The organism is Nonomuraea sp. NPDC001684 (assembly GCF_053596515.1).
In genome coordinates this window covers 1-18,310 of sequence record NZ_JBSFGJ010000176.1, presented here as the reverse complement: position 1 = coordinate 18,310, position 18,310 = coordinate 1, and the positions used below count along the sequence as shown (strand labels likewise).

Annotated in this window: 15 protein-coding genes; 6 read left to right on the top strand and 9 right to left on the bottom strand. The window is 74.6% G+C overall.

Going from position 1 to position 18,310, the window contains the following annotated elements; translation table 11 throughout:
• The coding region (locus ACWCSD_RS27395; RefSeq protein WP_449918997.1) for a thiamine pyrophosphate-binding protein at nt 1-1,303 on the bottom strand (1,303 nt) is incomplete at its 3' end.
• Between the two features lie 87 nt (nt 1,304-1,390).
• Here ACWCSD_RS27395 and ACWCSD_RS27390 point away from each other — a divergent pair.
• The 3 genes from ACWCSD_RS27390 (at nt 1,391) to ACWCSD_RS27380 (ending at nt 4,465) form a co-directional block, all read left to right on the top strand.
• Nucleotides 1,391-2,278 carry an SDR family oxidoreductase gene (locus ACWCSD_RS27390; RefSeq protein ID WP_449918995.1) on the top strand — a complete coding sequence of 296 codons (888 nt, stop codon included), beginning with the start codon at nt 1,391-1,393 and terminating at the stop codon, nt 2,276-2,278.
• Nucleotides 2,279-2,423: 145 nt separating this feature from the next.
• Nucleotides 2,424-3,050, top strand: coding sequence for a helix-turn-helix domain-containing protein (locus tag ACWCSD_RS27385; RefSeq protein WP_352356863.1), 627 nt, complete (start codon nt 2,424-2,426; stop codon nt 3,048-3,050).
• Nucleotides 3,047-4,465: an NAD(P)/FAD-dependent oxidoreductase gene (locus ACWCSD_RS27380; RefSeq protein WP_449918990.1), complete on the top strand. Its 1,419-nt coding sequence runs from the start codon at nt 3,047-3,049 to the stop codon at nt 4,463-4,465. The genes ACWCSD_RS27385 and ACWCSD_RS27380 overlap by 4 nt, the downstream gene beginning before the upstream one ends.
• Before the next feature lie 18 nt (nt 4,466-4,483).
• Here the strand turns inward: ACWCSD_RS27380 and ligD are convergent, their stop codons facing one another.
• A complete protein-coding gene (gene ligD, locus ACWCSD_RS27375; protein ID WP_397163930.1) occupies nt 4,484-5,680 on the bottom strand; it encodes a non-homologous end-joining DNA ligase in 1,197 nt (398 codons plus the stop codon).
• A gap of 29 nt (nt 5,681-5,709) precedes the next feature.
• Nucleotides 5,710-8,901 carry a BTAD domain-containing putative transcriptional regulator gene (locus ACWCSD_RS27370; RefSeq protein ID WP_449918987.1) on the bottom strand — a complete coding sequence of 1,064 codons (3,192 nt, stop codon included), beginning with the start codon at nt 8,899-8,901 and terminating at the stop codon, nt 5,710-5,712.
• Between the two features lie 55 nt (nt 8,902-8,956).
• Between ACWCSD_RS27370 and ACWCSD_RS27365 the strand changes: the two genes are divergently transcribed.
• Nucleotides 8,957-10,237 (top strand): FAD-binding oxidoreductase, encoded by a 1,281-nt coding sequence (locus ACWCSD_RS27365; protein WP_449918984.1) that lies wholly within the window; start codon nt 8,957-8,959, stop codon nt 10,235-10,237.
• A 5-nt stretch (nt 10,238-10,242) separates the two neighbouring features.
• Here ACWCSD_RS27365 and ACWCSD_RS27360 read toward each other — a convergent pair whose 3' ends face one another.
• Complete coding sequence (locus ACWCSD_RS27360; protein WP_449918981.1) at nt 10,243-10,623, bottom strand: DNA glycosylase AlkZ-like family protein; 381 nt, start codon at nt 10,621-10,623, stop codon at nt 10,243-10,245.
• Nucleotides 10,620-11,792 (bottom strand): epoxide hydrolase family protein, encoded by a 1,173-nt coding sequence (locus tag ACWCSD_RS27355; RefSeq protein WP_449918979.1) that lies wholly within the window; start codon nt 11,790-11,792, stop codon nt 10,620-10,622. Before ACWCSD_RS27355 ends, ACWCSD_RS27360 begins: the two co-directional genes overlap by 4 nt.
• A 62-nt stretch (nt 11,793-11,854) precedes the next feature.
• On the opposite strand from ACWCSD_RS27355, the gene ACWCSD_RS27350 reads away from it, so the two are divergent.
• A complete protein-coding gene (locus ACWCSD_RS27350) occupies nt 11,855-12,829 on the top strand; it encodes a helix-turn-helix transcriptional regulator (RefSeq protein WP_449918976.1) in 975 nt (324 codons plus the stop codon).
• Between the two features lie 85 nt (nt 12,830-12,914).
• Here ACWCSD_RS27350 and ACWCSD_RS27345 read toward each other — a convergent pair whose 3' ends face one another.
• Complete coding sequence (locus ACWCSD_RS27345) at nt 12,915-13,658, bottom strand: crotonase/enoyl-CoA hydratase family protein (RefSeq protein ID WP_397163923.1); 744 nt, start codon at nt 13,656-13,658, stop codon at nt 12,915-12,917.
• 58 nt (nt 13,659-13,716) lie between these two features.
• Nucleotides 13,717-15,369, bottom strand: a complete 1,653-nt coding sequence (locus ACWCSD_RS27340; protein ID WP_358285342.1) for an acyl-CoA dehydrogenase family protein — start codon at nt 15,367-15,369, stop codon at nt 13,717-13,719.
• Between the two features lie 31 nt (nt 15,370-15,400).
• On the opposite strand from ACWCSD_RS27340, the gene ACWCSD_RS27335 reads away from it, so the two are divergent.
• A complete protein-coding gene (locus tag ACWCSD_RS27335) occupies nt 15,401-16,120 on the top strand; it encodes a PaaX family transcriptional regulator C-terminal domain-containing protein (RefSeq protein ID WP_352356883.1) in 720 nt (239 codons plus the stop codon).
• Nucleotides 16,121-16,133: 13 nt separating this feature from the next.
• Here the strand turns inward: ACWCSD_RS27335 and ACWCSD_RS27330 are convergent, their stop codons facing one another.
• On the bottom strand, nt 16,134-17,162 hold the full coding sequence (locus tag ACWCSD_RS27330) for a hypothetical protein (RefSeq protein WP_449918973.1): 1,029 nt from the start codon (nt 17,160-17,162) through the stop codon (nt 16,134-16,136).
• 86 nt (nt 17,163-17,248) lie between these two features.
• A partial coding sequence (locus ACWCSD_RS27325; RefSeq protein WP_449918971.1) for a glutamate--cysteine ligase occupies nt 17,249-18,310 on the bottom strand: 1,062 nt, incomplete at its 5' end.

Here is an 18,310-nt window from a genome sequence, read left to right as displayed (position 1 = left end):
GGAAGGCGTGCTGCATGGCGATGGCGTACGGCAGGCCGGGCGCCATCGTGGCCAGCGTGCCCGACAGGTAGAACTCGCGCCCGCCGCGGATGGTCCAGTGGCGGGCGGCCCAGGTGGCGATGGTGCCGCTGTCGCAGGTCAGGATGGCGTCGTCGGCGGCCAGGTCGTCCAGGACGGACATGGCGTACTGGGGGGCGATCGGGTCCCTGTCGGGGTTCTCCAGGCTGTCCATGTCGGAGCGCCACTTGGCCATGAGCTTCTGGTACTTGGCCAGGTGTCCGTCGCCGCCGCGCCGGGTGAGCAGCGGCAGCAGCTCGCGCAGGCCCTCCTTGGCGTCGCACACCACGGGCACGTCGGTCGGCACCCGCGCCCCGGCCCTGGTGGGCTCGGCCTCGAACTGCACCACCCGCGCCTTGCCCGGCTCGGGGAGGAACTTCGAGTAGGGGAAGTTCGTGCCGATCATGAACAGGACGTCGGCCTCGTCCATCAGCTCCTCGCTCGGCTTGGTGCCGAGCAGCCCGATCCCGCCCGTCGTGTACGGCGAGTCGTCCGGGACGACCGCCTTGCCGGGCAGCGTCTTGACCACCGGCGCGCCCAGCGCCTCGGCCACGGCCAGCACCTCCTGCCGGGCGTGCAGCGCGCCCTGCCCGGCCAGGATGGCGGGCCGTTCGGCGGCGTTGAGCACCTCGGCGGCGCGCGCCAGGTCCTCCCGGCGCGGCAGCCCCGGGGGCCGCAGGTAGATCGGCGCGGTCTCCGGCGCGCGCACCGGCGCGACCGTCCGGTACGGGTCCTCCCCCGCGTCGGCCACCTGGATGTCGTTGGGCAGCGTGAGATGGGCGACGCCGCGCCGCGCGTAGGCCGTCCGGACGGCCAGGTCCACCAGCGAGGGCAGCTGGGCCGGGTTGGTGATCATCATGTTGTACTCGGCCACGTCGGCGAACAGCTTGTCGAGGTGGACCTCCTGCTGGTAGCCGGTGCCGAGCACGGCGGTCTCCTGCATGCCGGTGATGGCCAGCACGGGGACGTGGTCGAGCTTGGCGTCGTAGAGGCCGTTGAGCAGGTGGATGCCGCCGGGGCCGGAGGTGGCCAGGCAGACGCCGATCCGTCCCGTGGCCTTGGCGTAGCCGGTGGCCATGAAGGCGGCGGCCTCCTCGTGGTGCACCAGCACGAACCGCACCCGATCACGATGACGGCGCAGCCCCTCCATGATGCCGTTGATGCCGTCGCCCGGCAGGCCGAAGACGGTGTCCACGCCCCACTCGGCGAGCCGTTCGATCAGGGATTCGGATGCGATACGAGCCATATTGGCGGCTCTACCCCGCACCGCCGTCCACAGACCTCGTCACGAAAATCATTGTCATCTCTGGGGATTCGCGGGTATGGACCCGGCATGCGCATTCTGGTCACAGGAGCCACCGGCACCCTCGGCAGGGCCCTCGTGCCCGTCCTGCTCAAGGCGGGACATCGGGTACGGGCGCTCAGCCGTACCCGGCACGAGGATCGCGGGGGCGTGGAGTGGGTGTGGGGCGATCTGGCCTCGGGCAAGGGCGTCGCCGAGGCCGTCCGGCAGGTCGAGGCCGTCGCGCACCTGGCCACCGGCGGCCGGCAGGGCCGCGCCCAGGTGGACCTGGCCGGCACCCGCACGCTGACCGCGGCGGCCCGCGCGGCCGGGGCCGCGCACGTGCTGCTGCCCTCGATCGCCGGCGCGGACCGCGCGCCCGGCCACCGCCACAAGCTGGAGGCCGAACGGCTGGTCAGGGAGAGCGGCATGGCCTGGACGGTCGTTCGCGCCACCCCGTTCCACCAGTCGGTGGACCGGCTGCTGCGCGACCTGGCGGCGCTGCCCGTGCTGCCCATGGACCGCTCGCTGCTGTGGCAGCCGGTGCACGTGGACGACGTCGCCGGCCGTCTGGCCGCGCTGCTGGCCGGCGGCCCGGCCTGCGCCGTCCTCGAGTACGGCGGCCCGCAGGTCCTCGGCACCGAGGAGCTGACCAGGACCTGGCTGGACGCCCGCCGCCTGCGCCGCCTGTGCCTGCCGGTGCGCATCCCGGGCAGGCTGGCCGCCGCGCAGCGCGCGGGCGCGTTCACCACCGAGGCCGACCCCAAGGGCCGGATCACCTGGCACGACTACCTGTTCCCGCCGCCGCCCGTGCCCTCGGACGACTTCGCCGAGGAGCACACCGCCTCGCCGACCAGCCCGGCCACGCAGCCCGAGCGGGACCCGTCGGTGCGCGTCTACGGCGGCGACGAGGGCTACCAGCGGCCGACGCGCGGCTGACCCGCGGCCGATCCGCGGCCGATCCGCGCCGTCCCGCGGCTGGGACCGGTTACCGATTCGTTAGGCACCCCCCTCTTGCTGGGCTTTCTCCGCCGTCGGTACCGTCACTGAACAACTTGTTCAGCCTGACCGATCGAGAGGTTCGATGACGGACCTGGGCACCCGCATCCGGGTCTACCGAGGCATGCGCGGCATGACCGTGCGCGCCCTGGCCGGCGAGGCCAAGGCGAGCCCCAGCTTCATCAGCCAGCTCGAACGCGGGCAGACCAGCGCGAGCATCGGCATGCTGCGCAGGATCGCCTCCGCGCTCGGCATCACCGTGGCCGACCTGTTCAACGAGGACGACGAGCCCGCCCACCGCGTGGTGCGCCGCGCCGAGCGTCCCGAGCTGGCCACCGCGCCGGGCACCCGCAAGTTCCTGATCTCCCAGCGCCCGCTGCGCACTGTGGAGATGTACGCCGGCGAGTTCGACCCCGGCGCCTCCACCGGCGACGAGCCGTACACGCACGGCGACTCGCAGGAGATCTTCCTCGTGCTGCGCGGCAGCCTCACGCTCTGGCTGGGCCCGGCCGGGTCCGCCGCCGCGCACCCGCTGGGGCCCGGCGACAGCGTGGAGTACCGCACATCGGTCCCGCACCGGGTGGTCAACGACGGCGACGAGACCGCCGAGGTGCTCTGGGTGATCAGCCCGCCCACCCCGTCCGCCGGGGACAGAGCGGATGGGGAATCAGCGGAGGGGCACGTAGCAGCCGTGGAGGCAGAACAGTCATGACAGGCATCCCGCTCACCGACGACTACGCCAACGGGGGCGTCTCGTTCTGGTACCGGCAGATCGGCCTGCCCGCCAGGCGGCCCTCGCTGCCCGGCTCCCGCGAGTACGACGTGGCGATCGTCGGCGGCGGCTACACCGGCCTGTGGACGGCGTACTACCTGAAGAAGGCCCAGCCCGACCTGCGGATCGCGATCCTGGAGAAGGAGTTCGCCGGGTTCGGCGCCTCCGGGCGCAACGGCGGCTGGCTGTCGGCCGAGTTCGCCGGCTCCCGCGAGCGGCACGCCCAGGCCCGCGGCCGGCAGGCCATGATCGACCTTCAGCACGCCATGTTCCGCGCGGTGGACGAGGTCATCGACGTCACCCGCGCCGAGGGCATCGACGCCGACGTGCACAAGGGCGGTCTGGTGCACGTGGCGACCAACCCGGCCCAGCGGCGGCGGCTCCGCGAGGAGGTCGCCGACCTGCGCTCCTGGGGCTACGGCGAGGACGACATGCGGCTGATGGACCGCGACGAGCAGCGCGAACGCCTCCAGGTGGCGGGCACGCTGGAGGCCGCGTACTCGCCGCACTGCGCCCGCGTGCAGCCGGCCAAGCTCGCCGTCGGCCTGGCCTCGGCCGTGGCCGCGCTGGGCGTGGACGTCTTCGAGGGCACGACGGTGACCGAGATCCGGCCGCGCGTGGGCGGCGGCAAGGCGACCGCGCACACGCCGCTCGGCGTCGTCTCGGCCGACTACGTCATCCGCGCCACCGAGGGCTTCACCGCGTCACTGGCCGGGCAGCACCGGCAGTGGCTGCCGATGAACAGCTCGATGATCGTCACCGAGCCGCTGCCCGCCGAGGTGTGGAAGCACATCGGCTGGGCCGGGCACGAGCTGCTCGGCGACCAGGCCCACGCCTACGTCTACGCCCAGCGCACGGCCGACGACCGGATCGCGATCGGCGGGCGTGGGGTGCCGTACCGGTTCGGGTCGCGTACCGACCGCCGGGGGGCCACCCAGGCGCGGACGGTGGCGCTGCTGTGGCGGATGCTGGTGAAGCTCTTCCCGGCGGCGGCCGACGCGCGGGTGCAGCACTCGTGGTGCGGCGTGCTCGGCGTGCCGCGCGACTGGTGCTCGACCGTGCACCTCGACCACGCGAGCGGGCTGGGCTGGGCCGGCGGATACGTCGGCAGCGGCGTCACCACCACGAACCTGGCCGGGCGCACGCTGCGCGACCTGGTGCTGCGGCGGGACACCGAGCTGACGGCGCTGCCGTGGGTGGGCCGGCAGGTGCGGCAGTGGGAGCCGGAGCCGCTGCGGTGGGCGGGCGTGCAGCTCATCTACACGCTGTTCCGGGCCGCCGACCGCCACGAGAACGACCGCGGCACCGGCACCTCGCTGTACGCCCGCCTCGGCAACCTCGTCTCCGGCCGCTGACCCGCCCCACCGGACCGGTCAGGGGCCGCCGGCGCCCTGCCAGGGGTCGTAGTCGACCTCCAGCGGCTCCTGCGCCGGCCGCTCGCCCTCCGGCACGTGCTGGAGGTTGACCCGGATCCGATACCACACGCTGCTGCGCCCGCGCATGCCGTCGACCAGCACGTCGGCGGGCTCCAGCAGGGCCGCGACCGCGGGGTGGCGGGCCTTCCAGCGGTCGAGCCCGGCCAGGGCCTCCTCCTTGTGCTGGGCCCTGGCGATCTCGATGACCGGCATGGTCTGCTGCCTGCGCCCGCTGCCCTTGGGCGGCTTGGGCGCGGGCCCGAGCTCCTCGGCCAGCTCCAGCAGGCCGTCGAGCGAGCCGGCGTGCAGGTCCATGTCCTCCCACGGGTCGCCGAGCTCGGCCAGCCGCTTCGGCACGCTGTCGACGGTGAACTCCTCGGGCCGGCAGCCGGGCACCTCCTCCCAGCTCAGCGGGGTGGACACGCGGGCGTCGGGCACCGCCCGCACCGAGTACGCCGAGGCCACCGTGCGGTCGTAGGCGTTCTGGTTGAAGTCGACGAACACGCCGTGGCGCTCCTCCTTCCACCACCGGCTGGTCGCCAGGTCGGGGGCCCGCCGCTCGACCTCGCGCGCCACGGTCTCGGCCGCCTTGCGCACCTGGGCGAACGACCACCGCCGGTCGATCCGGGCATAGACATGGAAGCCCCGCGACCCGGACGTCTTGGGCCAGGCGACCAGCCCGTGGTCGGCCAGCACCTCGCGCGCCACCTGCGCGGTCGCCAGCACGTCGGCCCACCCGACGCCCGGGACGGGGTCGAGGTCGATGCGCAGCTCGTCGGGCCTGGCCAGGTCGTCGGCGCGGACCGGATGGGGGTTGAGGTCGACGCAGCCGAGGTTGACCACCCAGAGCAACTGCGCCAGATCGGTGCAGACCACCTCTTCGGCGCTCAGCCCGGACCGGTAGCGCAGCTCGGCCACCTCGATCCAGTCGGGCCGCTTGGCCGGCGCGCGCTTCTGGAAGAACGCCTCCTGCTCGATGCCGTGGACGAACCGCTTGAGCACCATCGGCCGCCCGTGCACGCCGCGCAGCGCCGCCTCGCCGACCGCCTGGTAGAACCGGATCAGGTCGAGCTTGGTGTGGCCGGACTGCGGGAAGACCACCTTGTCGGGGCTGGTGACGCGGACGGAACGGCCCGCGACCTCGATGTCAGGCATGAGATCACGATACGCGGCGGGTCCGACAGTCAGCCGGGACGCCACCCCCGGCTGCGCGCCTCCCAGTAGGTCAGCCCGAGCCGCCGGTGCAGCTCGACGGCGGCCTCGTTGTGCTCGCGCGCCTCCCGTCCGCGGCCGAGCCGCCGGGCCAGCTCGGCCAGCACGTCGTGCACCGAGCCCCAGGCGGCGCTGCCCATGCCCATGACGATGAGCTGGCCGGCGCTGGGCAGCAGCCGTTCGTACAGCTCGGCGGGGTCGGGCGTGCCGAGGCGGGCGGCCACCAGCCCCCAGACGGGGTGCAGGAAGTCGGCGGCCCAGTCCTCGCGCAGCTCCACCCCCCACCGGCCGACCAGCTCCCGGGCCAGCTCCGTCCGCCCGGCCTCCAGCGCGGCGAGCACGGCCAGCGGGCGCACCGGGCTCATCAGCGGCCGCTCCCCCGCCGCCACCAGCTCCGCCAGCAGCTCCGCGCCCCGGCCCTGGCCGCGCCGGCAGGTGTAGAGGGTGCCCAGGCGGCGCGCCTCGATCCCCCACAGGCTGCCGCCGAACGCGAGCCCTGGGAAGCGGGCGAGCAGGGCCTCGGCCTCGTCCCAGCGGGCGTGCAGGGTGTGCGCGGCGGTCTGGGAGACGCGGACCATGGCCTCCAGCTCGGGCCGGGCGACCTCGTGCAGGAGCTGCTCGCAGCGGTCCAGGTCCCTGGCCCACTCGGCCAGGTCGCCCGCGCGCAGCAGGCACGACATGCGCAGGACGCGCCCGACCAGCCGGGCCTCCCTGGGCAGGCCGGGCACGGCCAGCATCTCCTCGGCCGCCCTGCGCCGCGCGTCGTTGCGGCCCGGGACGAACCCGGCGATCAGGTAGTTGTTCAGCGCCTTGGCCAGCAGCATCGGGTCGTCCAGGCCGCGGGCCAGCTCGACGGCCTCCAGCGCCAGCCGCTCGCCCTCCGCGCGGCGCGGGCCGTAGTGCAGCTCGATGCCGAGCGTGCCGAGCAGCGCCGCCCTGGACGCCGGGTCCTGGCCGCCGGCGAGCAGGTCCTCCAGCACCGCGACCATCGTCTCGTCCACGACGCCGTACGGCCGCCAGTTCCACACCGACAGCCCGCCGAACACCGAGACGGCGGCCACCAGCGCGTCCCGGTCGCCGAGCCGCTGGGCCTGCGCGACGGCCTCGTCCAGGTCGCGGTGGGCGCCGGCGGCGTCGCCCAGGCTGCGGCGGGCCCGGCCCAGCTCGGTGAGCAGCCGGCAGCGCCGCGGCGAGTCGCCGGGCGGGAGGTGGGCGAGCGCCAGCTCCCACAGCTCGACGGCCTCCTGGTAGCCGTGCCGGGCGGCGGCCTGGGCGGCGGCCTCGCAGGCGTGCGTGACGGCCTTGGGCGCGCCGCCCAGCCTGGCCGCCGCGGCGAAGTGGCCGGCCAGCAGCGCCGGGTCGGCGCCGGGCACGCTCTCCAGGTGCAGGCCGGCGCGCAGGTGCAGCCGGGCGCGGGCGAGCGTGGTCAGGCCGGCGTCCAGGGCCTGGCGGACGAGGGCGTGCGAGAAGCGGTAATCGGCGGCCTCGGTCAGCAGCCCGGCGGCCAGGGCCGGCTCCAGGCCGGTCATGACGTCCTCGACCGGCCGCTCCACGAGCGCGGCCAGCAGGTCCACCTCGACCTCGCGGCCCGCGACGGCGGCGGCCCTGAGCAGGTCCAGCGTCCTCCCGGGCAGCCTGGCCAGCCTGCGGTCGATCACGTCGCGTGCGCCGGGCGGGACGAGATGGCGTTCGCGTTCGGGCAGCCGCAGCAGCTCGGTGAGGTAGAACGGGTTGCCGCCGGAGCGGTCGAGCAGCTCTTCCGGGTCGGCGCTCACCTCGCGCAGGCGCAGGAAGTCGCGCACCCCGTCGGCGTCGAACGGCGCGAGCGGCAGCCTGCGGCCCTCCCTGGACAGGGCGGCCAGGGTCTCGCGGAGCTGGGCCGGGTGACCGTCCGGCTCGGGCCTGAGCGTGGCCAGCACCAGGGCGGACGTGCCCGCCAGCTCGCCGGCGACGTGGCCGAGCAGCTTCAGCGAGGAGGCGTCGGCCCAGTGCAGGTCCTCCAGCACCAGCAGCAGCGGGCCGCCGCGCAGCGAGTCGAGCACGGCGTCGTAGAGGTCGAACAGCTCGGCGTGCGGCGACGGCGGGATCATGCCCGCCCGCGTCCACGGCCAGAACGCCGGGGCCCTGGCGTCGTCCAGGCACCTGCCCCACTCCACCCGGAATCCACGGGCGGCGGCCAGGTCGGCGGCGGCCCTGGCCAGGCTGGTCTTGCCGATGCCGGGCTCGCCGGTGACCAGCGCCAGCCCGCCGCGCCCGGCCCGCGCCGCGCCCAGCAGCTCCTCCAGGGTCCGCAGCTCCGCCTCCCGTCCCACCAGCCGCTCCCCCGCGCCCCGGCCCGCCATGGGCGGCGGCTCCGGAGCGGCCTCCGCCCCCCGGTCCGCCGCCGGGCGGCCGATCGTCGCGCCGGGGACGTCCAGGGCCGGGGACTGGTCGAAGACGGCCTGTTCCAGGCGTCTGAGCTCCGGGCCCGGCTCGATGCCCAGCCGTCCGGCCAGCAGGCCGCGCACCCGGCGCAGGGCGGCCAGCGCGTCGGCCTGCCGGCCCGCCCGGTAGAGCCCGAGCACCAGCAGCCGCCACGCCCGCTCCCGGTACGGGTACGCCTCGGCCAGCGCCTCCAGGTCGGGCACGGTGGCCTCGCCCAGCTCCAGCCGCGCCTCCAGCCGGTCCTCCTCGGCCGCCAGCCGCAGCCGCTCCAGCCGGGCCGGCACCTCGGGCGCGAGCCCGGGGAACTCGGCCAGCGGCTCGCCGCGCCACAGGCCGAGCGCCCGGTCGAGCACCCGCGCCGCCTCGCCGTGCCGTCCCCGCCGCACCAGCCGGGCGCCGTCGGCCGTCCAGGAGGCGAAGCGGGCGACGTCCGTCTGGCCGGGCGCGATGTCCAGCAGGTAGCCGGGCTCGCGGGTGAGCAGCACCCGGGGCGGCGTGCGCGGCCTGCGTCCGGGTTCGAGCACCCGCCGCAGGTGCGACACGTACGCCTGGAGCGTGGCGGTGGCCCTGGCCGGGGCCTCCCCCGCCCACAGCTCGTCGATCAGCCGGTCGAGCGGCACGATGCGGCCCGGTTCCAGCGCCAGCATGGCCAGCACCGCGCGCTGCTTGCGGGTGCCGAGGTCGAGCCGGACGCCGTCGGCGTCGTCCACCTCAAGCGGCCCGAAAAGTCTGAACTCCACAGACCTCAAGTCAACCCCAATTCCCACGCAAGTGGGACGACGCATCATTGATCACATGAACGAACTGAGGAACATGACGGCCGGCCCGGTGCTGCTCCCCGGCGACGACGGCTTCGACCAGGCGCGACGTCCTTGGAACGTGGCAGTTGACCAGCCGGTGCGCGCGGTGGTCGAGGCGGCCGACGCCGACGACGTGGCCGCCGTGATCGGCTACGCCCGCCTGCACGGCCTGGCGGTCACGGCGCAGCCGAGCGGCCACGGCGCGTCGGGCGACACCGAGGGGACGATCCTGCTGCGCACCGGCCGGCTGGGCGGGGTGGAGATCCGCGACGGCGTGGCGCGCGTCGGCGCGGGCGTGAAGTGGGGCGAGGTGCTGGCGGCCGCGAGCCCGCTCGGGCTGACCGGCCTGGCGGGCAGCTCGCCGGTGGTGAGCGTGACCGGATACACCCTGGGCGGCGGCCTGAGCTGGTTCAGCCGCAAGTACGGCTTCGCCGCCGACAGCGTGCGCGCCGTCGAGGCCGTGGACGCCGACGGCGGCCGGGTCAGGGTGACCGCCGAGCGCGACCCCGAGCTGTTCTGGGCCCTGCGCGGCGGCGGCGGCGACTTCGCGATCGTGACGGCGCTGGAGTTCGACCTGCACCCCGCGCCCGTGCTGTACGGCGGCCGGATCATCTGGCCGGCCGACCGCGCCGAGCAGGTCATGGCGGCCTTCCGCGAGGTCACCGCCGGCGCGCCGGAGGAGCTGTCGGTGTGGTTCCAGCTCCTGACGCCGCCCGGCGCCCCCGGCTTCGTCATGGTCGACTGCACCTACCTCGGGGCCGACCCCGGGGCGCTGCTGCGGCCGTTCGAGGCGGTGGGCGGGGCGATCGCCGACACCAGGCGGCGGCTGCCGGTGGCCGAGCTGGCCTCGATCTGCGACGAGCCGGTCGACCCGAGCCCGGGCGTGGGCCACACCGAGCTGCTGACCAGGCTGGACGACGAGGTCGCCGGCGTGCTGGCCGGCGAGCCGATCGAGCCGCTGCTGGCGGTGCAGGTCCGGCACCTGGGCGGGGCCGTGGCCAGGCCGGTCGAGGGCGGGGGCGCGGTGGAGCGGCTGGCGGAGCCGTACCTCGTGCACGCGCTGGGCCTGCCGTCGCCGGAGGTGGCCGAGCGGATGGAGCGGCTCGGCAAGTCGCTGGTGCCGTTCAGCACCGGGCGGCGTCCGTTCACGATGCTGCACGGCGGGGAGCAGGCGGCGGCGGCGTTCTCGCCCGAGACGCTGGCCCGGCTGCGCGACCTCAAGCGCGCCCGCGACCCGCTGAGCGTCATCAGGTCCAACTTCCCGGTGCTGGGCTGACCGGCCTACGGCTCTTCGAGGACCAGGTCGCACGTCGCCCGGGGATCGCGGAAGTGCGCGCGCAAGTGCGCGCGGAAGCCGGCGGCGTGCAGCGGACGGAACAGCGCGCGCCAGCCCAGGCAGTCGCGCGCGCTGACGAGGTGCACGGTGTTGCGCATCAGGTGCAGCCGCACAACCTGGCGCTGCTCGGTCAGCGCCGACAGCTCATCCGGCGCGAAGCCCCGCAGCCGGGTCCACAACCCCACGTACGGGGCCAGCGGCGCCTGGGACTGCATGCCCCCCAGGTGCTCGATCGTGTCGACCGCCCGGCCCGGCGCGCGTTCCAGCAGGTACTGGCGGGCCAGCGTGGCCCGGTTGAGACGACGCCGGCTCAGCACGTCGCTCACCGCAGCGGCCCGAAGAAGGCCCGCAGGTCGGCCGCCAGCAGGGCGGGGGCCTCCATCGCGGGGAAGTGCCTGCCGCGCTCGAACTCGCTCCAGTGCGCGCCGGCCGGCGCGGGCACCAGCCGGCGCACGGTCTCGTCGGCGCCGAAGACCGCGAACCCCTGCGGCACGGCGGGCGGCGCGCCCCAGTCGGCGGAGTGGGCCTGCTCGTAGAGGGTGTGCGCGGCGGAGGCGCCGGAGCCGGTGAACCAGTACAGGCTGACCGTGGTGAGCAGCTGGTCGCGGTCGACCGGCAGATCGGTCCATTCGTGGACCTTCTCGGCGATCCAGGCGAGCTGCAGCAGCGGCGAGTCGGCCAGGCCGTAACCGATGGTCTGCGGCCTGGTGTTCTGGATGGCCAGGTAGCCGGAGCCGTCCTGCTGGAAGGCGTCCATCCGGCTCAGGATCAGCTTGTCGACCGGGTCGTCGGCGTCGAGCCGGTCGGCGACCCCCGGCATGAAGGTGGCGACGTTCGCGGCGGTGAACGGATCGGTCACCACGTGCACGCCGACGACGTGCTCGCCGTCGAGGCCGGCGAGCAGGCCGGACACGCCCGCGCCGACGTCGCCGCCGTGCACGCCGTACCGCTCGTAGCCGAGGCGGCCCATCAGCTCGGCCCAGGCGCGTGCGGTGCGCCCCATCGACCAGCCGGTCCCGCCCAGCGGCGTGGAGAAGGCGTAGCCGGGCAGCGACGGCGCGACGACGTGGAAGGCCGGGCCCTCGTCCGGGGCGACCAGCGGCTCGATCAGGTGCAGGAACTCGGCGACGGAGCTCGGGTAGCCGTGGGTGATCAGCAGCGGCCTGGCGTCGGGCCGGTCGGACCTGACGTGCAGGAAGTGGATGCGCTGGCCGTCGATCTCGGTCGTGAACTGCGGGTACCGGTTGAGCCGGGCCTCCTGGGCGCGCCAGTCGTACTGCGTGCGCCAGTACCCGGCGAGCTCCTTCAGGTGGCCGAGCGGCACGCCGCGGGTCCATCCGACGCCGGGCAGCTCGCCGGGCCAGCGGGCGTGGGCGAGCCGGTCGTTCAGGTGGTCGACGTCGGCCTGGGGGATCTCGACGCGGAAGGGCTGGATGTCGTCGCGCACGGCGCTTCTCCTTGTGAACGGCTCGGCCATGAGTGCTCTTGCGCTCATGCGGAGAACACTAGGAACATACGCGGAAAGGATCGTTCCTAGATCGTCGTCAGGATCGAAGAATGCTGGAAACCTCGGCGCGGCTGCTGCGCCTGCTGTCCCTCTTCCAGGCCAGGCGCGACTGGACGAGCACCGAGCTGGCCGCCCGGCTCGGCGTCACCACCCGCACGATCCGCAACGACGTCGGCCGGTTGCGCGCGCTCGGCTACCCGGTCGACGCGCGGCCGGGCGTGGCCGGCGGCTACCGGCTCGGCTCGGACGGCGCCCTGCCGCCGCTGCTGCTGGACGACGACGAGGCGGTGGCGGTCGCGATCGGCCTGCGCACCGCCGCGAGCGGCTCGATCGCCGGGATCGAGGAGACCTCGATGCGGGCGCTGGCCAAGCTGCAGCAGGTGCTGCCCGCGCGGCTGCGTCACCGGGTGAGCGCCTTCCAGTCGTACGCGCTGCCGATGCCGTCGCGCGGCTCGCAGGTGGATCCCGACGTGCTGACCGTGATCGCGAGCGCGTGCCGCGACCATGAGCGGCTGCGGTTCGACTACCGGGCGCATTCCGGGGCGGCCAGCCGGCGCTCGGTGGAGCCGTACCGCCTGGTGCACGACCGGCGGCGCTGGTATCTGGTGGCCTGGGACGTCGACCGGGACGCCTGGCGCACCTTCCGGGTCGACCGGATCGAACCGCGGACTCCGGTGGGGCCGCGCTTCACGCCCCGCGAGCTGCCGCCCGACCACGAGATCACGGCGCGGGTGGCCCGCGGGGCCGGCGAGGCGACCTGGCGCTACCGGGCGCGGGTCATCGTGCACGCGCCCGCCTCGCACGTGCGCGACCGGCTGCCGATCCCGGTGGACGTGCAGCCGCTGGGCGAGGACCGGTGCGTGTTCGAGCCGGGCTCGGACCATCCGGAGATGCTCGCCCTCCACCTGGGCCTGCTCGACGCGGACTTCACGGTCGAGGACTCGCCGGAGCTGGTGGCCGCGCTGCGCACGCTGACGAGCCGCTACCAGCGCGCGATCGCCGCCGCCGACCAGCCACCCGGCTAGCCGGCACGCCTCCAAAAGGCCGCGCCCGGCCAGCCGGCCCGTCCAAGGGGCCGCGCCCGGCCAGGCGACGCCCGCCGGTGCCGTGTCAGGCGAGGTCGCCGTGGCGGCCCGCGCCGGCGGCGAATCTGGCGGCGCCCTCCGCGGCGTCCGGCAGCGAGACCAGGCCGTGGCGCAGCTCGTTGCGCATGGCCTCCTCCTCGGGCAGGCCGTGCTGCTCCAGCAGCGACATGCGGTCGCCGCGCAGGCACGCCTGCGGGAACGCGGCGATCCGCGCGGCCAGCTCCTCGGCGTGCCGCCGGGCCGTGCCGGTGGGCACCAGGCGGTTGACCAGGCCCATGTCACGGGCCTCCGGGGCGCTCACCGCGCGGCCGGTGAGGATCATGTCCATGGCACGGGAGGCGCCGACGAGCCGGGGCAGCCGCACCGTGCCGCCGTCGATCAGCGGCACGCCCCAGCGGCGGCAGAAGACGCCGAACACCGCGTCCTCCTCGGCCACCCGCAGGTCGCACCAGAGGGCGAGCTCCAGCCCGCCGGCCACCGCGTGCCCGGCGACGGCCGCGATCACCGGCTTGGACAGGCGCATCCTGGTGGGCCCCATGGGGCCGTCGCCGTCCTCGCCGACGTGGTTGTCCAGCGCCTTGAGGTCGGCCCCGGCGCAGAACGTGCCGCCCTCGCCCCACAACACCGCCACGGCCGCGTCGGAGCGCTCGAAGCCGGCGAACGCGTCCGTGAGCGCGTCGGCGGTCTTCCTGTCCACCGCGTTGCGCGCCTCCGGCCTGCTGATGACGACGGTGGTGACGGGTCCCTCGCGCTCGACGCGTACGGTCATGCGCCCCTCCTCCGGGGTACGTGCGGCTTCGCCTCGGGGAAACCTGCCGAGCGTACCCTCAGGCGAGGGCCCCGGCCAGCAACGCGTCGAAGTGGTCGGCGGCCGGGGCGTCGATGCCGCGCAGCGGGCCCCGCTCGGCCAGGTGCGCCTCGGCGTACAGGCGGGCGACCAGGGCCTTGCGCCCGTCGTCGAGGCCCCAGCCGGCCTGGTCCTCCAGCAGGGCGGCGGCGTAGACGTCGGCCATGAACTGGGCCAGCGGGTAGAGGCGTTCCTCGGCGAGCGCCGGGTCGAGGCCGTGCCAGGCCGCGACGGCCTTGGACAGGTCGTCGATCCGCGCGTGCACCAGGTCGGAGGTGGCCAGGGCGCGCAGGCGGGCCAGGAACGGCACGTGGGCCTCCTCGCGGAGCATGGCGCGGCGCACGTCCAGGCACAGGATGTTGTCGCCGCCCTCCCAGATCGGGTTGACCTGGGCGTCGCGCAGCAGCCTGGCCACCGGCCACTGCTCGATGTAGCCGTTGCCGCCGTGCACCTCGATCGCGTCGCTGGCCGCCGTCAGGCCGAGCCGGGCGGCGCGCAGCTTGATCAGCGCGGGCCCGAGCCGCAGCCGGGGGCCGACCAGGCCGTCGAACACCATCGCCTGGGCGGCCTCGACCTCGACGATCAGCTCGGCCAGCTTGCGGCGCATCAGGGGCTGGTCGATGAGCGGGCGGCCGAACGCCTCGCGGGAACGCGCGTAGCAGACCGACTCGACCAGGGCCCGCCTGGCCACGCCGACGCCCATCATGGCCACGCCCAGCCGGGAGGCGTTGGTGAGCTTCATCATCGTGCCGAGCCCGGAGCCGGAGCCCCGGCCGGCCAGCAGGAACGCCTCGGCGTCGGTGAACTCGACCTCGGCCGAGGCGACCGAGCGGGTGCCCAGCTTGTCCTTCAGCCGCCGGATGCGCACCCCGTTGCGCGAGCCGTCGCGCCGCTCCCACAACGCCAGGAACGGCGCCACCGACCCGTCGGGCGTGCGGGCGAGCACCACGAACGCCGAGCCGTTGGCGTTGGAGGCGAACCACTTGAACCCGGTCAGCCGCCACGCCTCCCCGTCGGGCTCGGCCCACGCCTCCAGGGCGGCCAGGTCGGAGCCGCCGGTGCGTTCGGTGAACATCTGAGCGGCCTCGCCGGAGTAGTAGCCGTCGGCGAAGATCTCCCGGACCCGGTCGCGCACGTCCGGCGGCGCGTGCTTCTCGGCCAGCGAGACCACCATGTCCCCGCCGGTGCCGAGTGCGCAGCCCATCCCGATGTCGGCCTGGTCGAGCAGGTACGTCCAGGCCGCCGCCAGCGCGGACGGGTCCGCCCCGTTCGCCCGTGCCTCCTCGGCGAACGACGGCGAGGTGAAGTTGTCCTCCATGAGCGCCGCGCGCGCGGCCTGGAAGGACGGCGGCATGACGACCCGGCTGACGTCCCTGCCCCACTTGTCGTACTTCTCCAGGCGGGGCGGGTTGCGGTCGGTCTCCTCGGCGCACTCGGCGACCAGGCCGCCCATCAGCGCGCCGAGCCGTTCGAGGTGGGGCTCGGCCCAGGCGAAGCCGTCGCCGAGGTGGCGCCGCATGAGCAGGCGCAGCGTGGGGTCGCAGGTCCACCAGTTGCGCCCGGCCGCCCCCTGGTAGCGCTCGGTGGCGTAGCGGTCGCTGTGGTCGAAAGGTTCGATGAGATACCGGCCCATACTCGCGAGTGTTACATATAATCAACACGCGATGGAAGACCGTAACACCTCACTCAGCGCCCGGTCGGCGGTGCTGAGCGCGCTGCTCGGCAGCCACCCGCCCCGGCTGCCCGCCCGTCACCTGGTGCGCATCGGCGCGCTGTTCGGCATCGCAGAGGGCACGGTCCGGGTGGCGCTGTCGCGCATGGTGGCGGCCGGCGACCTGACGCAGCAGGGCGGCCGCTACACGCTGTCCGAGCGGCTCGTCGAGCGCCAGGCCCGGCAGGACGAGAGCCGCGACCCGCACACCAGGCCGTGGGACGGCACGTGGGAGGTGGCGGTGGTCACCGCCGAGCGGCGCGCCCCGGCCGACCGGGCCGCGTTCCGGCACACGATGTCCGCGCTGCGCATGGGCGAGCTGCGCGAGGGCACCTGGCTGCGTCCGGCCAACCTGGTGCGCGAGTGGCCCGAGACCGTCACCGCGCAGTGCACTTTGATCGACGGCCGCCCGCACGGCGACCCCACCCCGCTGCTGTGGGACCTCGACGGCTGGGCGGCCGAGGCGGGCCGGCTGGAGCGGGCGCTCGACCGGGCCGACGGGCTGGCCGAGGGCTTCCTGGTCTCGGCCGCCGTGCTGCGCCACCTGCTGGCCGACCCGCTGCTGCCCGCCGAGCTGCTGCCCGCGAGCTGGCCGGGAGCCGCCCTTCGGGCCCGCTACGACGCCTTCGACCGCCGCTACCGCGAGGTCCTGCGCGCGCACATGGAGGGCTGAGCCCCCTCCTGAATCAGAGTTCGACGCCGAAGACGATGCGCTTGTTCCTGAACTCGGTGACGCTCCACACCTTGCCGCCGCGCACCGTCAGGTCCTCGGGCCCGATCGGGTACGGCCTGGTCAGCAGCTTGTCGCCGCTGTGGACGAGCAGTCTGCCGTTGGTGGCGGCGTCGGCCGCCTGGCTCAGGTACCACTTGCCGCCCCACGAGACCGCGCCCTGGATCTTGGGGTGGCCCATGACGAAGGCGTCCTTGGGCGTGCCGTCGGTCAGCGGCAGGTTCCAGCGGGCGACCCACCCGCCGGGGTCGTTCTCCCGGTACTCGCCCGCGACCAGCGCGGGCGTGCCGCCGCTGCGGTCGACCGACAGGAACGAGAAGTGCGGCCCGCCGCGCGCGAGCTTCCAGCAGTCGGTCTGCGGGAGCAGGTAGCGGTAGCCGAAGGCGTGGAACCGGCCGCCGGAGCGCCCGATGCGCGCGGGGTCGCCCAGGTCGGGCTGGGCGGTGCGCAGGTCGAGCAGGTTGCCCAGGTCGAAGACGCGCAGGCCGTTGTAGGTGTCGGCGACGTAGAGCAGGTCGCCGTGGCAGGCCAGGCCGCCCGCGTGCACGTCGATCGGCCCGTACGAGCCGTCGGGCCTGGCCTCGACCAGCAGCGCGTGCTGGTACTTCAGCGTCCGGGGGCTCAGGAACGACACCCTGATCCCCCGCTCGCCCGCCGCCGGCTTGAAGTACCAGCTCACCAGCAGCACCGGCACGCCGATGGCGCCGGACTCCTCGCCGCAGGTCACGCCCTGCGGGTACCAGTCGACCGTGTCCTGGTCCTTGGCGTCGAAGGCGTACCAGTCCGCCGGCCTGGGCCGCATCGAGCCCAGCGCCGCCGTCGCGCCCTTGTGGACGGCGGTCCTGTTGGCGTGGGCCAGCAGGGCCTCGACCCCGGTCGCGCCGATCTCCCCGGCCAGCTTCGCCGCCCCCGTGGCCAGCGTCCCCGTGGCCCGCGTTAACGCGTAGGGCGCCTTGTCGGCCGGTACCATCCCCGTCGCCGCCATATCTGCCTCACTCCGTCCGTCTCTCGGAGTAGTTTGACGGACGCGCGGCGGCATTTGTTGGCGTTCAGTCCCAGTTCAATCCCCGTTCAGTCCCACAGGTGCACCGGCAGGCCCGACAGGGCCAGCTCGCGGTAGCGGCGCACGAGCCGTTCCCGGTCGCCGCCGAAGCGCGCCAGCGCCTCGCGCTGCCAGACGGCGCCGGTGCGCCGCAGCCGGGTGCGCTGGGCGATGACGTCCAGCGCGGTGTCGGCGTCGTGCGGGGTCACCCCGGCCGCAAGCAGCGCGGCCCGCGCCTCGGGCAGCAGCCTGAGCACCAGGTCGGCGGCCTCGAACTCGCCGTCCAGCCCCGGCCAGGTCAGCTTGGCCTCCAGGCCGTCCTGGGCGGCGCGGTAGAAGTTCTGGTACGCCTCGGCGAACCGGTAGCCGGTCAGGTCCCGCTCGGCCTGCGACAACGTCAGCCCCAGCAGGAACGCCGTGTTCGCGGTCATGTCCGCGCACGAGGGCCCGGCGGGCAGCGCGCGCATCTCGACCCGCAGGTGGCCGCCGTCGGCCGGGTCGTAGACGGGCCGGTTCCACTGCCAGATCGTGCCCTGGTGCAGCCGCAGCTCGGGCACCTCGTGCGGCTCGGCGTCGTCGGACAGGTCGGGCACGATCGGCTCGTAGTCCTGGACGTACCGCTCGAACAGCTCGTGCGCGCCCTCCCGCACCCAGTCCGAGCCGAACGTGACCCGCCCGTCCCTGCGCCCGCGCCGCTCCACGTCGCGGTCGTCGGCCGCCTCCTCCATCAGCGCGATCCGCGTCTCCGCCCACAACTGCCTGCCCAAGAAGAACGGCGAGTTGCCGCACGCGGCCAGCACCGGCCCGATGGCGAGCTGGGCGGCGTTGAACAGCCGGGCGAAGCGGTCGGGCGGCGTGCGGATGTGCACCTGCCAGGAGGTGTTGGCGCTTTCCAGGATCACGTCCTCCACCGACAGCTCCAGGTCCTCGATCTTGACGAGGAACGGCTCCAGCCGCAGCCGCCTGATGCCCCTGCTCATGGCCCGGTAGCGGTTCTGGTCGCTCATCGCGCCGATGGTGAAGTCCTCGGCGGCCAGCGTGGGCAGAATGCCGATCGGCAGCGCGCCGCCGTCCTCGACGGCGGCGTCCAC

What these genes read in the sequence shown, in the direction of transcription:
- ACWCSD_RS27390 (WP_449918995.1), top strand. Translation starts at nt 1,391, where the DNA reads ATGCGCATTCTGGTCACAGGAGCCACCGGCACCCTCGGCAGGGCCCTC.
- ACWCSD_RS27385 (WP_352356863.1), top strand. Translation starts at nt 2,424, where the DNA reads ATGACGGACCTGGGCACCCGCATCCGGGTCTACCGAGGCATGCGCGGC.
- ACWCSD_RS27380 (WP_449918990.1), top strand. Translation starts at nt 3,047, where the DNA reads ATGACAGGCATCCCGCTCACCGACGACTACGCCAACGGGGGCGTCTCG.
- ligD (WP_397163930.1), bottom strand. Translation starts at nt 5,680, where the DNA reads ATGCCTGACATCGAGGTCGCGGGCCGTTCCGTCCGCGTCACCAGCCCC.
- ACWCSD_RS27365 (WP_449918984.1), top strand. Translation starts at nt 8,957, where the DNA reads ATGAACGAACTGAGGAACATGACGGCCGGCCCGGTGCTGCTCCCCGGC.
- ACWCSD_RS27355 (WP_449918979.1), bottom strand. Translation starts at nt 11,792, where the DNA reads ATGAGCGCAAGAGCACTCATGGCCGAGCCGTTCACAAGGAGAAGCGCC.
- ACWCSD_RS27350 (WP_449918976.1), top strand. Translation starts at nt 11,855, where the DNA reads ATGCTGGAAACCTCGGCGCGGCTGCTGCGCCTGCTGTCCCTCTTCCAG.
- ACWCSD_RS27345 (WP_397163923.1), bottom strand. Translation starts at nt 13,658, where the DNA reads ATGACCGTACGCGTCGAGCGCGAGGGACCCGTCACCACCGTCGTCATC.
- ACWCSD_RS27340 (WP_358285342.1), bottom strand. Translation starts at nt 15,369, where the DNA reads ATGGGCCGGTATCTCATCGAACCTTTCGACCACAGCGACCGCTACGCC.
- ACWCSD_RS27335 (WP_352356883.1), top strand. Translation starts at nt 15,401, where the DNA reads ATGGAAGACCGTAACACCTCACTCAGCGCCCGGTCGGCGGTGCTGAGC.
- ACWCSD_RS27330 (WP_449918973.1), bottom strand. Translation starts at nt 17,162, where the DNA reads ATGGCGGCGACGGGGATGGTACCGGCCGACAAGGCGCCCTACGCGTTA.